Origin of the sequence: Syntrophorhabdus sp. (assembly GCA_012719415.1) — a bacterium.
Lineage (GTDB): Bacteria > Desulfobacterota > Syntrophorhabdia > Syntrophorhabdales > Syntrophorhabdaceae > Delta-02.
Genome location: JAAYAK010000032.1, coordinates 21263 through 32895 on the forward strand (window position 1 = coordinate 21263; position 11633 = coordinate 32895).

At 59.3% G+C, this 11633-nt stretch carries 16 protein-coding genes and 1 tRNA gene; 14 read left to right on the plus strand and 3 right to left on the minus strand.

What is annotated here, in order from left to right; translation table 11 throughout:
- Positions 1 to 60: 60 nt before the first annotated feature.
- Genes trxB through rdgB form a run of 4 tightly spaced genes read left to right on the plus strand, consistent with a single transcriptional unit; the run spans position 61 to position 2887 of the window.
- Positions 61 to 990, plus strand: coding sequence for a thioredoxin-disulfide reductase (gene trxB, locus GXX82_01700; protein NLT21741.1), 930 nt, complete (start codon positions 61 to 63; stop codon positions 988 to 990).
- Positions 974 to 1621: a hypothetical protein gene (locus GXX82_01705; GenBank protein ID NLT21742.1), complete on the plus strand. Its 648-nt coding sequence runs from the start codon at positions 974 to 976 to the stop codon at positions 1619 to 1621. Before trxB ends, GXX82_01705 begins: the two co-directional genes overlap by 17 nt.
- Positions 1578 to 2306, plus strand: coding sequence for a ribonuclease PH (gene rph / locus GXX82_01710; protein ID NLT21743.1), 729 nt, complete (start codon positions 1578 to 1580; stop codon positions 2304 to 2306). Before GXX82_01705 ends, rph begins: the two co-directional genes overlap by 44 nt.
- Positions 2303 to 2887: an RdgB/HAM1 family non-canonical purine NTP pyrophosphatase gene (gene rdgB / locus GXX82_01715; protein ID NLT21744.1), complete on the plus strand. Its 585-nt coding sequence runs from the start codon at positions 2303 to 2305 to the stop codon at positions 2885 to 2887. The genes rph and rdgB overlap by 4 nt, the downstream gene beginning before the upstream one ends.
- Before the next feature lie 146 nt (positions 2888 to 3033).
- Here the strand turns inward: rdgB and GXX82_01720 are convergent.
- A tRNA-Glu gene (locus GXX82_01720) sits at positions 3034 to 3106 on the minus strand.
- Positions 3107 to 3224: 118 nt separating this feature from the next.
- On the opposite strand from GXX82_01720, the gene tatA reads away from it, so the two are divergent.
- The 6 genes from tatA to ftsY all read left to right on the plus strand — a co-directional run bounded on the left by tatA (position 3225) and on the right by ftsY (position 6733).
- The gene (gene tatA / locus GXX82_01725; protein NLT21745.1) at positions 3225 to 3443 is read left to right on the plus strand and encodes a twin-arginine translocase TatA/TatE family subunit; all 219 of its coding nucleotides are present in this window, start codon (positions 3225 to 3227) and stop codon (positions 3441 to 3443) included.
- 85 nt (positions 3444 to 3528) lie between these two features.
- On the plus strand, positions 3529 to 4518 hold the full coding sequence (locus GXX82_01730; GenBank protein ID NLT21746.1) for a threonylcarbamoyl-AMP synthase: 990 nt from the start codon (positions 3529 to 3531) through the stop codon (positions 4516 to 4518).
- Positions 4519 to 4789: 271 nt separating this feature from the next.
- Positions 4790 to 5023 carry a hypothetical protein gene (locus tag GXX82_01735; GenBank protein ID NLT21747.1) on the plus strand — a complete coding sequence of 78 codons (234 nt, stop codon included), beginning with the start codon at positions 4790 to 4792 and terminating at the stop codon, positions 5021 to 5023.
- Positions 5020 to 5283 (plus strand): hypothetical protein, encoded by a 264-nt coding sequence (locus GXX82_01740; protein ID NLT21748.1) that lies wholly within the window; start codon positions 5020 to 5022, stop codon positions 5281 to 5283. The genes GXX82_01735 and GXX82_01740 overlap by 4 nt, the downstream gene beginning before the upstream one ends.
- A complete protein-coding gene (locus GXX82_01745) occupies positions 5250 to 5813 on the plus strand; it encodes a tetratricopeptide repeat protein (GenBank protein ID NLT21749.1) in 564 nt (187 codons plus the stop codon). Before GXX82_01740 ends, GXX82_01745 begins: the two co-directional genes overlap by 34 nt.
- Positions 5814 to 5824: 11 nt before the next feature.
- Positions 5825 to 6733, plus strand: coding sequence for a signal recognition particle-docking protein FtsY (gene ftsY / locus GXX82_01750; GenBank protein ID NLT21750.1), 909 nt, complete (start codon positions 5825 to 5827; stop codon positions 6731 to 6733).
- Between the two features lie 380 nt (positions 6734 to 7113).
- On the opposite strand, the gene purN is transcribed toward ftsY, so the two are convergent.
- A complete protein-coding gene (gene purN, locus GXX82_01755; GenBank protein ID NLT21751.1) occupies positions 7114 to 7719 on the minus strand; it encodes a phosphoribosylglycinamide formyltransferase in 606 nt (201 codons plus the stop codon).
- Positions 7720 to 7823: 104 nt separating this feature from the next.
- Positions 7824 to 8651: a methyltransferase gene (locus GXX82_01760; GenBank protein NLT21752.1), complete on the minus strand. Its 828-nt coding sequence runs from the start codon at positions 8649 to 8651 to the stop codon at positions 7824 to 7826.
- 331 nt (positions 8652 to 8982) lie between these two features.
- On the opposite strand from GXX82_01760, the gene GXX82_01765 reads away from it, so the two are divergent.
- From GXX82_01765 to GXX82_01780, 4 genes are all read left to right on the plus strand, one after another.
- A complete protein-coding gene (locus tag GXX82_01765; protein NLT21753.1) occupies positions 8983 to 9705 on the plus strand; it encodes a UPF0280 family protein in 723 nt (240 codons plus the stop codon).
- A gap of 46 nt (positions 9706 to 9751) precedes the next feature.
- Entirely contained in the window at positions 9752 to 10162 is a 411-nt protein-coding gene (locus GXX82_01770) for a 4Fe-4S dicluster domain-containing protein (GenBank protein NLT21754.1), read from the plus strand.
- The gene (nifS, locus tag GXX82_01775; protein NLT21755.1) at positions 10146 to 11327 is read left to right on the plus strand and encodes a cysteine desulfurase NifS; all 1182 of its coding nucleotides are present in this window, start codon (positions 10146 to 10148) and stop codon (positions 11325 to 11327) included. The genes GXX82_01770 and nifS overlap by 17 nt, the downstream gene beginning before the upstream one ends.
- 155 nt (positions 11328 to 11482) lie before the next feature.
- Positions 11483 to 11633, plus strand: a 151-nt coding sequence (locus tag GXX82_01780) for a tRNA (N6-isopentenyl adenosine(37)-C2)-methylthiotransferase MiaB (protein NLT21756.1), incomplete at its 3' end; no start/stop codon positions are given.

An 11633-nucleotide genomic window follows, 5' to 3' on the forward strand; every position in this document is an offset into this window, starting at 1 on the left:
AGAGACACGGCAGGCGACCTCTTGTGAGGTCGCCGCGGTCCTTTCGGGAGGTTTTCGGACATGTCGGAGCAGTATGAAGCGATCATCATCGGCGGCGGACCCGCGGGGCTTACCGCCGGCCTCTATCTCATGCGGGGCGGGATAAAGGCCGTCCTCCTCGAGAAGGTCCTCCCCGGTGGGGCTCCTCTCAACACGGGAAGCATCGAGAACTATCCGGGGTTTCCCGAGGGCATATCGGGCAGGGAGCTGATGGAAAGGTTCGCCGCCCACGCGAAGGCCTTCGGTCTTCCCGTCAGGGAGTTCGCCGAGGTCCAGAGCGTCACGCGCGAGGGAGGACTCTTCACCGTGATGGTGGACGACGGAGCCCTCACGGCCCGGGGAGTCATCGCCGCCAGCGGCACCGAACCCGTCAGGATGGGGATCCCCGGCGAGAACGAGTTCGTGGGCAGGGGCATCTCCTATTGCGCCACCTGCGACGGCATGTTCTTCCGGGACCTCGATGTGGCCGTCATCGGGGGCGGCGATTCGGCCATTGAGGAGGCCCTGTCCCTCGCCAACATCGTGCGGAAGGTGTACGTGGTCCATCGCAGGGACACGTTGAGAGCGCAGAAGATACTGCAGGAGCGCGCCTTTCGGAACCCGAAGATGGAATTCCTTTGGAACAGGCGTCCCGCCGAGATCGCTGGCAGTCAGCAGGTGGAACGCCTTGTCATCGAGGACACGAAGACGGGCCGCCGCGAAGACCTGCCGGTGAGCGGCGTTTTTGTCTACGTCGGCAGCCGGGCCAATACCGGTTTCCTCGGGGATCTTGTCGAACGCGACCCGGCGGGATTCATCATAACCGACGAAGGGCTCGCCACGGCCACACCCGGGCTGTACGCTGCGGGAGACATCCGGAAGAAGACGCTCCGGCAGGTCTCCACGGCTGTCGGCGACGGTGCGACCGCGGCTGTCGGCCTGGAAAGGTATATTCTTGGCGCACAGCAGTAGACCCCTCATTTCATCGGGATCGGAAAGGAGCTCATTCCCGACGGGCGGACTTGTCTTATGTCTCGTGGGCCTCCTTCTCCTTGCGGCTGTGCAGCCCCTCTGTGCGGCGGAGCACATCGTCCTTTCGCGGGCGGGCGCCGGCAGCGACGCCATGTGGAACGATTTCAGGAAATACCTGACGGACAAGGGCTTCACAATGAGCATCCACGAAACCCCCGCTTCGATGGAAAAACAGGTCGAGACCGCGAACAGGGTCAACAAGGAAAAGGCCCTCTTCATGCTCGCCGTCGAACTCGTGCCGTCGGACCGCACCGACGCCTTCATCGCGGTGAGCAGCGCGAAGAAAGGCAAGGGCCTCATATTGAATGTGGACGAGGTACCGGGATCGCACGCCGCCCGGTCGGGAGAACTGGCATCGTCCATTGCGTCGGCGTTCCAGAGGAAGGTGAAGGCGATCCCCCTTTTCATGTTCCTCGGGGTAGACATGCCGGGTGTCTTCGTAAGGCTCGAAGTGGAGAAGACCCGGCCCGCCGGCGCCTTCGGCAGGCTCCACGAAGGTTTGCTCAATTACATGAAAAGAGGTAAAGATGAGAGAGAACGCAAGGGCGAGCGACGAGATCCGGCACCTTAAGATAGAGAAAAGCTTCCTCAGGTATCCCGAGGGCTCCGTGCTCGTCGAAATGGGGGCCACGAAGGTCATCTGCGGGGTCAGCGTCGAGGAAAAGGTCCCCCCCTTTCTAAAGAACAGCGGGAAGGGGTGGCTCACCGCCGAGTATTCCATGCTCCCCCGCGCTACACACAACAGATCGATGCGGGAATCCGTCTCGGGACGCATAGGAGGCAGGACCCATGAGATACAGCGCCTGATCGGACGGGCCCTTCGCGCGATAGTCAATCTCGACATCATCGGTGAGAGGACCATATGGGTCGACTGCGATGTCATCCAGGCCGACGGAGGAACGAGGACCGCGAGCATCACCGGAGGCTACGTCGCCCTCGTGGAGGCCCTGTGGGGAATGAAACGGCGGGGCATTATCGACAAGATCCCCCTGCGCGACAGCGTGGCAGCCATAAGCGTTGGCATCGTCGGCGGGAACATCGCCCTCGACCTGTCCTACGAGGAAGACTCGAGGGCGGAGGTGGACATGAACTTCGTCATGACGGGCAAGGGACAGCTTATCGAGGTGCAGGGCACGGCGGAGAAGAAGCCTTTCACGAAGGAACAGTTCGACGTCATGTACCAGTACGCGCTGAAGGGCATAGGCGAGATAACGAGGCAGCAGAAGACAACCCTGGGCCCCCTCTTCCCCGCATGACGGACGTCGTCATAGCCACCACGAACAGGGGCAAGTTCGGAGAGATCCGGCGCCTCATATCGGCACAATTCGACAACATCCACTCCCTCCTCGATTTTGATGAAACCGTGATCGTCGACGAAGACAGCCCCCATTATGCCGAGAACGCCATGAAAAAGGCGAGGAAGGTGGGGAACCATTTCGGTATGCCCGCCCTCGCCGACGACTCGGGGCTCGAGGTGGCCGCACTCGGCGGGAGGCCGGGAATCCATTCCTCCCGGTACGGGACTAACGACGAGGAACGCATACAGCGCCTCCTCGGCGAGCTTGAGGGCGTCCCCTGGGAAGAGCGCAAGGCAACCTTCAAGGCCTACGTGGCCCTCTACCTGCCGCAAAAAGACCGCTGCTACCTTTTCTATGGCGAACTCAAAGGATACATCGGCTTCGAGGAGCACGGCTCCGGCGGTTTCGGGTACGACCCCGTCTTCTACTCCCCGGAACTGGGCAGATATCTCGCCGAACTCTCCACGGAAGAAAAGAACGCCTTAAGCCACCGGGGAAGGGCAATAGCGGCACTGAAAAGATTCATAGGGAACAAGTGAGGGGATAGGACCTATAGGAATGGATAGGACCGATGGGACATATAGGACCCATAGGACGCGTAGGACTTATAGGACGCGCCAGGCCATAATTGCCGCTTCTGTCTCTGGCCTGTGACTTGCGACCTGTGACCTGTGACTTTTTTATCTGGTCCCAACGAGAATCGAACTCGTGTTTTCGGCGTGAGAGGCCGACGTCCTGGGCCGCTAGACGATGGGACCGCCAAGCATGAATACTATCAGAAATGGATTCTCATTTCCACTAAAAAACCGACAAAACTCTATACATTTTGGTTGTTTCCTATTATAATGGGGGGGACATCATCATAAGGAGGAAACAATGTTTGGCCTCGGAATGCCGGAACTGATCATCATACTTGTCATCGTGATACTCATTTTCGGCGCCGGCAGGATCTCGGAGATAGGCGGGGCGATAGGGAAAGGGATCAAGGGCTTCAAGAAATCCGTCAACGAGCCCGAGTCCATCGATGTCACGCCGGATCAGAAGGATAAGCAGGAAAAGGACAAGGACCCCCAGAAACCGAACGAACCGAAGTAGCACCTCCCTATCTTCCCGTAAACGACAAAGAGGCGGCATCTAACCCCTGCCTTCCGGCTTTAAGCCTGCTGAACGCGAAAACCTCATGGACATCCTGAACGGCAAGGAGAGAACATCGATCTTAAAGGCGGTGGAGGCCCTCGAGGCAGGCGACATCGTCGCCTTCCCCACGGAGACGGTGTACGGGCTTGGAGCCGTTGCCGAGAACCCCTACGCCGTGGCAAAGATCTTCGAGGTCAAGAAAAGGCCCCACTTCGACCCCCTCATCGTGCACCTTGACGGACCGGCGCGGCTGAAAGAGTATGTGACCGACGTGCCCGGCGAGGCGCGACGGCTCATGAAGGTGTTCTGGCCCGGTCCCCTCACCATGATCCTCAGGAAGATGCCCTCTATTCCCGACATCGTTACCGCCGGCCTTCCCACGGTGGGTGTGCGTGTTCCTTCCCACCCCGTCGCCCTGGAACTCATCGGCACGCTGAAAAAGCCCATCGCCGCACCGAGCGCGAATCCCTTCGGCTACATGAGTCCCACGCGGGTGCGGCATGTGACCAGGTCCTTCGCGGACCGCGTGCCCATCGTTCTTGACGGCGGAAACTCCTCCTACGGCATCGAGTCGACGATAGTGTCTTTCCGCCAGGGAGGGGTGTTCGTCCACCGCCATGGTGCCATAAGCGTCGAGGAACTCTCCGAGCACGTGAGGATAATCGAGGAAGAAAGGACGGGCGGCATCTGCGAGTCACCCGGCGAACTCCCTTACCATTATGCCCCCATGAAACCTCTCCGCCTCGTCACCGGCCCTTCCGACGCGCGGCACGAGGCATCGTCCTATCTCGCCTTCCGGCAACCGATGGAAGAGGTGAGGTCAAGGTATGTGAGGGTCCTCTCCCCATCAGGCGACCTCAGGGAGGCGGCCTCCAATTTCTTCTCCGCCCTCATCGATCTCGATCGTGACGACGTGGACGTCATCTATGCCGAAAGGCTGCCGGAAAAAGGCATAGGCCGGGCCGTCATGGAACGGCTCAGGAAAGCCGCCCGCAGACACCCCCCTTCAGGCTGTCCACAACTCGTTGAATAATTGGATGAACCGTGATAAGGTATCACCGAAAGCTCGATCGGAACAAAATGTGAAGCAACGATGAAAACATTTGATAAGATTGAAAAAACATTTTTGCACGGTTTTTGGGCAAAGGGGAGATAGCATGAGTATGATCAAGGGGTTACAGGTTTCTTTATACAATTTGTCAACAGCTTTTCCACAAAAATTGTGGAAAAGTCTCAAAAGTCCCCGCTTTTCAATGACCTGTATCGTACTTCTGTCCTGTTTTGTTTTGATTTCCTGTTCATACATGAAAAAGGTTACGGGAAAACCGCAGCCGCTTATGGAGAACTCCCTCATCTCACTGAACGAGGACGAGGTCCGCAAGAAACTGGGTGAGCCCACCATGGTGAGTCTCACGCCGGAGAACAAGATCATCTGGACATATCGCCCCGAGTGGAAGATCATGCCTGACAACAAGGGCACAGTCTACGTGGAATTCGACAACGGCAAGGTTACAAAAGTGATCAAGGCGGAGCAATGACCATGCTATGCGAGACGTGTTCGAAGGAGTTCGAGAAAACGACCTGCCCTCACTGCAGGGAAGACATCTTCCGGTTTGGCGCTTACTGCTATCTTTGCGGAGGGACGCTGACGGTCGAGGCGCCTGTCGGGGAAGAGACCGGCGAAGATGATGACTTTTCGAAGAGGATCCTGTGCAGCGACGGGGCCTGCATCGGCGTGATAGACGAGAGAGGCATCTGCAAGGTATGCGGAAAACCGTACACGCCGGAATCGGAATAATCCTCGTCGCCTGCTTCGTCTGTTCCTGCACGACCTACAGCATCTATTCACGAAACGTTGTGGCCGGAAAGAACCTCGTTTCGGAGAAGAAGTACGACGATGCCGCGAGGTACCTCGCGGAGGCTGCCCGGTACAACGTCGATGGCGCGGCGTTCACATACCTCGCCGTCGCGGCCTATCATCAGGGCGAACTGGACAAGGCCCTTGGCTACGTGAAGAGCGCGGAGAAGTCGCCCCCCGACATTCTCACGTCTCTCCGCATGTACGGCTACAAGGCGCTCATCCTGATCGGCCTCAAGGACCCGGGGGCCATGAAGGCGCTCAAGGAATACACAGACCGCTACGATGCTTTCTATCCCCTCGAATCCATCAACGAGATAAAGGCAATGTGGCGAACGGGCACTGTCGACAGACCCCGCCTGGAGACGGTCATCGAGGAGCAACTCACGACACATGAAGAGGACCTGGACCTCTATATATATAATAATGTAGGTTTCTATGCCCGGGACAACCGGGAAGGGGCGTACTAGGGGACGATACCATGGGTTTTTTCGAAAAGATAAAGAACGGCCTGACGAAGACCCGTGACCAGTTCAAGACAAAGATCGAATGGATGGTCGCGGGAAAACCGATCGAAGAGGATGCCTTCGACGAGATAGAAGAAGCGTTGATACTGGCCGACGCCGGCCTCGAGACGACGGAGCTCCTCGTGGATGCTCTCAAGGACAAATGGAAGCGCGGGTCCATCCGCACCACCGAGGACATACGGACCTCCATGAAGGAGGAGGTGGAAAAGCTCCTTACCCCCATCGAGGCCCCGCTCACAGCGAACGGCACCAAGCCCTTCGTCATTCTCGCCCTCGGGGTCAACGGCGTCGGCAAGACCACGACCATCGCAAAAATGGCCGGCATCTACCTTAAGGACGGCAGGAGGGTCCTCCTCGGAGCCTGCGATACCTTTCGGGCGGCAGCCATTGAGCAGCTCGACGTCTGGGCGAAACGGCTCAACGTGGAAATGGTACGGCATGCCGACGGTTCCGACCCGGCGGCGGTCGCCTTCGACGCGGTCAAGGCGGCCAAGTCCCGTGCCGCGGACATCGTCATCCTCGACACGGCCGGCCGGCTCCACACCAAGGCAAACCTGATCGAGGAGATGAAGAAGATACACCGCGTCATAGCGAAAGAGGTCCCGGGCGCGCCCCACGAGGTGCTCCTCGTCGTGGACGCGACGAACGGCCAGAACGCCATCGCTCAGGCCAAAACGTTCAACGAAACTGTCGGTGTCACGGGCATCGTCATCACAAAGCTCGACGGAACGGCAAAGGGCGGCTTCATCCTCCCCATAGCCCACCTCCTGAAGATACCCGTGAGGTACGTGGGAGTGGGCGAGCAGCTCGACGACCTCATCCCCTTCAACGCGAAGGAATTCGCGGAAGCGATGTTCGAATAGACGGACGGACGGGTCTGCGCGCAAAAGCGCGCAAACGGGTCGGCGCTCGCGCGCCTAACGGGCAAACGGGGGAAGAGGCACACGGGTCTTTCGCTTCGCGAAAAACGGGCGGACGGGCAAACGGGTAAGGACCTTGTTGGTGCCCCGGGAAAGCCGGGGAATCTGTCTTGCGCGTTTCCGCGCATAATCTCTCATTTTATGTAATGGTGTATAAACCTACCGGCAGTCTCTGCGGCGGCAGACAAAGAGTACATGTCCGGATCGGGACAGGTTGGTTGTCCAACAGCTGTCCTTCTCGGCCCGTCCTCGCCTTTCCCCGTCTGCCCGTTAGGCGCGCGAGCGCCGACCCGTTTGCCCGAAGGGCAGACCCGTCTACGTCCTTACCGGCCCTCGCCGGCAAGGACTATCTCCCCCGTCGCTATCTTTTCCAGTGTTGCCGGGTAGACGATGTGTTCCTGTTCGAGGACGCGGGCAGCCAGGGTCTCGGGGGTGTCGCCGGGCATGACGGGGACGCGCACCTGGGCAAGGATGGGCCCCCTGTCGTATTCCTCGTCCACGAGATGCACCGTCACACCGGACTCCGTCTCTCCCGCCGCGATGACGGCCTCGTGGACGTGCATGCCCCACATCCCCTTGCCGCCGTGTTTCGGCAGGAGCGCCGGATGGATGTTGAGGATGCGCCCCTTGAAGTGCGCGAGCGTTTTGGGCCCGAGCTTCTTCATGTAGCCCGCAAGGGCAACGACATTGACCTTGTGGCGGACAAGCGCATCGAGGATTGCCTGGTCGAGGCTCTCCGGATCGGGATGGGTCGTGCCGCTTAAGTGGTAGCTCGGGATGCCCTCCACCCTCGCGCGCTCAAGGGCCCGCGAATCGCCGTTGTTGCTGATGACGACAACCGGCGTCGCGTGCAGTCTCCCCGCCTTGCAGGCATCGATAATGGCCTGCATATTGCTCCCCCCATGTGACGCAAGAAACCCGATATTCATGACGCCCCCTGGCAAACTGAAATAGGATCCGGGAATCCGGGTCATCTGCCCGGATCACCCCGTCCTTTGCTCTTCCCTTGAAACCTGAAACCTGCAACCTGAGACTATCTTCTCAGGACAAACCCCCTCCAGGCATTCTTCCTGACCTCCATCACCGGCTCCCAGGGAACAAAAAGCCGCAGAGCTTCCTTCTTCTCCCTGCCGATGATGCCTGAGACGATGAGGGTCCCTTTCTTCTTCAACAGCCCCATGATGTGTCCCGACGACAGGGCGAAGGTGCGGATGTCGAGGTTGGCGAGGACGACGTCGTACCTTCCGCTCACATCCATGAGATCGGCACAGACGACCTCGACCCCCGCTGTTCCGTTGAGGAGCACGTTCTTTTGCGCCGAAAGGACCGCGTCAAGGTCGTTGTCGACGGCGTAAACGCGCCGGGCGCCCTTCACGCGGGCGTACAGGGACAGGAGCGCCGAGCCGCAGCCGAGATCGAGGACGCGCTTCCCCGCGAGGTCCGTCTGCCTCATGAGCTTCATCATGAGCCGTGTCGACTCGTGCCTGCCCGTGCCGAAGGCCATCCCGGGCTCGATGGTGATATACGTGACCCCTTCCCGCCTTCCGTTCCAGGGTGCCCGGATGACAATGTCCTCGACCGTAACGGGCCGGAAATACCGCTTCGCCATCTCTGAGTAATCGCGGCGCGCTTCGTCGGTGACGCGGACGTCCCTCACGGCGATCCCGCTTCGCCGCATTGCCGTGAGGTACGTCTCCACCTGTTCCGGGTAGGCCCTGACGATCGTTTCCCCGCCCTCTTCAACGACCCATATCCCCGACGGGGAATGGAGCGTGTAGATCTCCTCGGGCAGCAACTCCTCTCCCCCCGGCTCCACCACGATATCGACACGCTTCACCGTCTTCGCCACATCGCCTTTCACCAACACCTCCCCACAGGTCTGATCGACATCGGCCGCACCGTCCTCATTTCTTGTCTATTGCCCATCGATACCCTATGCGAGATTATAGCGGAAAGCCCCTGCATTATCAATCGGGACAGGCGGAAAGACCGCTCCAGGCTCGGAGCTCCGCGTTCCTCATCTTTTTGGGACCAGCGCCTTTCTCCCGCCTGGAACGTGGAACCGTGAACATGGAACCTTCTTTTCTCTCGCTTCATTGACACCGACCCACCCTCCTGCTATAGTACGAACACCGCGTCACGTCGAAGGTGATCACCAGCACGGCCGTCCACGGGGATCGCGGCACAGCCCCATGTATGAGGAAAGATTCTATCGCCGGATATCGAAACCCGCCGAACTCGCCTGCTACGAAGTGCAGTACAGGGAGACAGATCTCTTTTGCTGCACCGACAGCGACTTAAGCCCCTTCATAAAGAAGCGGGTCCTCTTCTACCGGAACCAGCTCGAGGAATACATCCGGACGAGACCTTCCTTTGCCGACAGCCTTTCCCCCCTTGCGGAAGACCGGTTCGCGCCTGCCATCGCCTCGGAGATGATACGCGCCTCCGCCCTCGTCGGGGTGGGACCGCTCGCAACCGTCGCCGGCGCCATTGCCGAGTTCGTGGGCCGTGACATCATGCCGCTGACCCGCGACTTCATCATTGAGAACGGGGGCGATATCTATCTCAGGACATCGGAGAGGCGCACCATACAGGTCCACGCCGGGCCCTCCCCGTTCAGCGGGCGCATCGGGATCGAACTGAAACCGGGCCCCGATCCCCGGGGGGTCTGCACCTCGTCGGGAACGGTGGGCCACTCCTTAAGCTTCGGCGAGGCCGATGCCGTCTGCGTGGTGGGAAACTCGTCCCTTTTTGCCGACGGACTTGCAACTTACCTCGGTAATAGTGTAAAAAAAAAGGACGATATCGCTGCCGCCGTCGAAAAAGGACAGCGCTTTCCCGGTGTAACGGGGATATTGATCATACTCGGCGATCAGCTCGGCGCCTGGGGAGATCTTGACATCGTCGAAGTATAATCCGTCAGTCCGCCGGCAGGGCTCGAACGAAACACGCGAGGACTCCATGAAGAAAAGGATCATTCTCCGCTTTAAGAAAGACACCATCGACAAGCCCATCGTCTACCGGCTCGTCAAGGATTACAATCTGGTCTTCAACATCCTGAGGGCCAACATATCCCCCAGGGCAGAGTCCCTCATGGTCATGGAGGTGGAGGGCACGGAGACGAATTTCAAGAAGGCCGTCAGGTACCTCAAAGACCTCAACATCGACACGGAACCCATGGAGCAGGACATCAACCGCGACGAGACGCGGTGCGTTCACTGCGGCCTCTGTACCAGCGTCTGTGCGCCCGGGGCCCTTTTCATCAGGGACAGGAAGACCATGAAAGTGGAGTTCGACTATACCCGCTGCGTTGCCTGCGAGCTCTGTGTCCGGGTGTGTCCCGTCAAGGCCATGAATGTCTCCTTCGAGTAAGAACGTGTCGACACCCCGAATATACATGGACAACAACGCCACAACCCCCATCCATCCCCGGGTGGCGGACGCGGTGAGACCCTTTCTCGACGGTCTCTTCGGAAACCCTTCGAGCCTTCATTTTGCCGGGCGCGACATCAAAGAAACCTATGAAGCGGCACGGGAGCAGATAGCCGCCGTGATCGGGGCGAAGGCGAATGATGTCGTTATCACGAGCTGCGGCAGCGAGGCCGACAACCATGCCATCAAGGGCATCGCCTTGAGGGCGCGAAAAGGCCATATCATAACATCGGCGGTGGAGCATCCCGCCGTGCTCAACTGCTGCAAGCACCTCGAAACGCAGGGCTTTCCCGTCACCTATCTTCCCGTCGACGGGCATGGTCTCGTCGATCCGGAAGACGTGAGGGATGCCATCAGGAAGGACACCATCCTCATCTCTGTCATGTACGCGAACAACGAAACGGGGACTGTGATGCCCATCGCCGATATCGCCCGCATCGCCCGCGAAAGAGAGATCCTCTTTCATTCCGACATGGTGCAGGCCCTGGGCAAGATAGATGTGGATGTGACCTCCCTCGGCGTCGACCTCGCCAGCTTCTCGGGGCACAAGGTGTACGCCCCGAAGGGGGTGGGGGCCCTGTACATACGCGAGGGTCTCGCCATCGACAACCTCATTCACGGCGGCCACCAGGAATCGGGAAGACGGGCGGGTACGGAGAATGTCATCGGCATCGTGGCCTTCGGCAGGGCCTGCGAACTGGCGAGAGAGGAGATGAACGAACGGCGGGAGACCATCGAAGGCCTGCGGCGTCGCCTCCTCGACGGCATCCTGGAGCGCATCGATCACGTGCGCCTCAACGGACACCCCCTGCAGAGGGTCCCCAACACGCTCAACCTCAGCTTCGAGTTCATAGAATCGGAATCGCTTCTGCTTGCCCTCGACATGAAGGGCGTTGCCGTATCGTCCGGCTCTGCCTGTTCGTCGGGCTCCACGGAGCCCTCCCATGTCCTCACGGCAATGGGCATACCGGGGCCCCTGTGCCAGAGCGCGCTGCGCTTCAGCCTGGGATGCGAGAACAGTCCGGCCGACGTGGACTATGTCCTCGACATCCTTCCCGATCTCGTGGCCAAACTGCGGGAGATGTCACCGTTCTACAAAGGGTAGAAGACGGTTTCAGGTTTCAAGTTGCAGGTTTCAAGTTAAAAAACCCGATACTTTTGCCTGGAACCTGGAAAGGGAAAAGACGGTTTCAGGTTTCGAGTTTCAGGTTTCAGGCAAGAGAAACCGGATTCTTTTACCTGGAACCTGGAACTTGGAACATGAAACCTCGCTTTTTTATCCATACCACCGGCTGCAGGGCCAATCAGTGGGATTCTTCCGTGATCGCGGGGAACCTTGAGAGGGCGGGTTACACGCCAGCCGGCGTCAACCAGGCCGAACTCGTGGTGATCAACGCCTGTACGGTCACGG

What these genes read in the sequence shown, in the direction of transcription:
- GXX82_01735 (NLT21747.1), top strand. Translation starts at nt 4,790, where the DNA reads ATGAAAAAGGTTACGGGAAAACCGCAGCCGCTTATGGAGAACTCCCTC.
- GXX82_01765 (NLT21753.1), top strand. Translation starts at nt 8,983, where the DNA reads ATGTATGAGGAAAGATTCTATCGCCGGATATCGAAACCCGCCGAACTC.
- GXX82_01730 (NLT21746.1), top strand. Translation starts at nt 3,529, where the DNA reads ATGGACATCCTGAACGGCAAGGAGAGAACATCGATCTTAAAGGCGGTG.
- purN (NLT21751.1), bottom strand. Translation starts at nt 7,719, where the DNA reads ATGAATATCGGGTTTCTTGCGTCACATGGGGGGAGCAATATGCAGGCC.
- nifS (NLT21755.1), top strand. Translation starts at nt 10,146, where the DNA reads ATGTCTCCTTCGAGTAAGAACGTGTCGACACCCCGAATATACATGGAC.
- rdgB (NLT21744.1), top strand. Translation starts at nt 2,303, where the DNA reads ATGACGGACGTCGTCATAGCCACCACGAACAGGGGCAAGTTCGGAGAG.
- trxB (NLT21741.1), top strand. Translation starts at nt 61, where the DNA reads ATGTCGGAGCAGTATGAAGCGATCATCATCGGCGGCGGACCCGCGGGG.
- rph (NLT21743.1), top strand. Translation starts at nt 1,578, where the DNA reads ATGAGAGAGAACGCAAGGGCGAGCGACGAGATCCGGCACCTTAAGATA.
- tatA (NLT21745.1), top strand. Translation starts at nt 3,225, where the DNA reads ATGTTTGGCCTCGGAATGCCGGAACTGATCATCATACTTGTCATCGTG.
- GXX82_01770 (NLT21754.1), top strand. Translation starts at nt 9,752, where the DNA reads ATGAAGAAAAGGATCATTCTCCGCTTTAAGAAAGACACCATCGACAAG.
- GXX82_01745 (NLT21749.1), top strand. Translation starts at nt 5,250, where the DNA reads ATGCGGAAAACCGTACACGCCGGAATCGGAATAATCCTCGTCGCCTGC.
- GXX82_01740 (NLT21748.1), top strand. Translation starts at nt 5,020, where the DNA reads ATGACCATGCTATGCGAGACGTGTTCGAAGGAGTTCGAGAAAACGACC.
- ftsY (NLT21750.1), top strand. Translation starts at nt 5,825, where the DNA reads ATGGGTTTTTTCGAAAAGATAAAGAACGGCCTGACGAAGACCCGTGAC.